General features: G+C 48.7%; 1 protein-coding gene. It reads right to left on the bottom strand.

What is annotated here, in order from left to right:
- Positions 1-1,125 (bottom strand): ketoacyl-synthetase C-terminal extension domain-containing protein (locus ACFVXG_RS46160; protein WP_387936508.1); only part of this gene is annotated, 1,125 nt, incomplete at both ends.

Raw genomic sequence — 1,125 nt, 5'->3', positions numbered from 1 at the left:
GCACCGGTTTTCCATTGACGATGTGATCGGCAAAAAACGGTTCATGCCCTGAGAAAACAGAAGTAAAGCGCTGGACGGTAAAGGTCGATGTATTGGCATGGAGCAGCGGGTGGAGCTTTTCACGATCAGCTGAATTCCGGCTCTCAAGCTCTCTCTGAAGACGATCAGACGCCCAATACGTCTGCCTCGCAAACGGGTAACCCGGCAGATTGCCGATTCGCGGCAAAGGTCCGCCATAAAGCAAGTCCCCTTCAATTTCATAACCTTGACAATAAAAATCTGCCAGCACGCATAACAGCTCCTGATATTTTCTATGGTCAGAATATGAGGCGCTGCACTTGCCGAGCACTTCTATTATGTGCTCCTGAATATGCTGACGGCCTGCAAAGTGCTGCGGTACTTTTCCCGAAAACACATAAGGATGATGTTCATTAAGCTTTGCCTGCTTCCATACATACACTGCGTCATCAGCATCTTGCACTACGATGGCGGCGCGATGGTTAAAGTGATGCCGTCCTTTTAACAACGTATAGCTGAGCTGGGCCAGATCATTTTCTTTCAGTCCGCCATTTTCCGCCCAGGTGATCATATCTTCGATTTTTTCCTGAAGGGCCTCCTCTGTTTTTGCAGACAAAGTCAGTAAATATGCAGGGGCATCACGATGAGGTGAAGCATTGCGCTTATAGCTTTCCATAACGACATGGGCGTTTGTTCCGCTCATCCCGAATGCGCTGACTGCCCCCATTCGGTTTTTACCCGGCAGAGAAGGCCACGGTTTACCCGTTTTATTCACATAAAAAGGACTCTTCTCCCAGTTGATATAGCGGTTTTCCCCGCTGCAATGCAGACTGGCGGGAATCATTTCACGGGAAAACGCCTGTAAAAGACTGATCAAACTGACAATGCCTGACGCGGCAAACGTGTGGCCGATATTGGTTTTAATTGATGTGAGCGCGCAAAATGCTTCTTCGTTTGTATAGGCAGAAAATGCGTCATAAAGCGCGTTAATTTCCACCGGATCACCGAGTTTTGTACCTGTGCCGTGTGTGACGATATATTCGATATCTTCAGGGTTGATACGCCCCCGGTCATAAACGGAAATAAGCAGCCGGGTCTGCGCAACGC

It is taken from the genome of Kitasatospora sp. NPDC058162 (genome assembly GCF_042884005.1).
Lineage (GTDB): Bacteria > Actinomycetota > Actinomycetes > Streptomycetales > Streptomycetaceae > Kitasatospora.
Note: the sequence above shows the minus strand (reverse complement) of the source record. Positions and strands in the feature narration are given on the sequence as shown.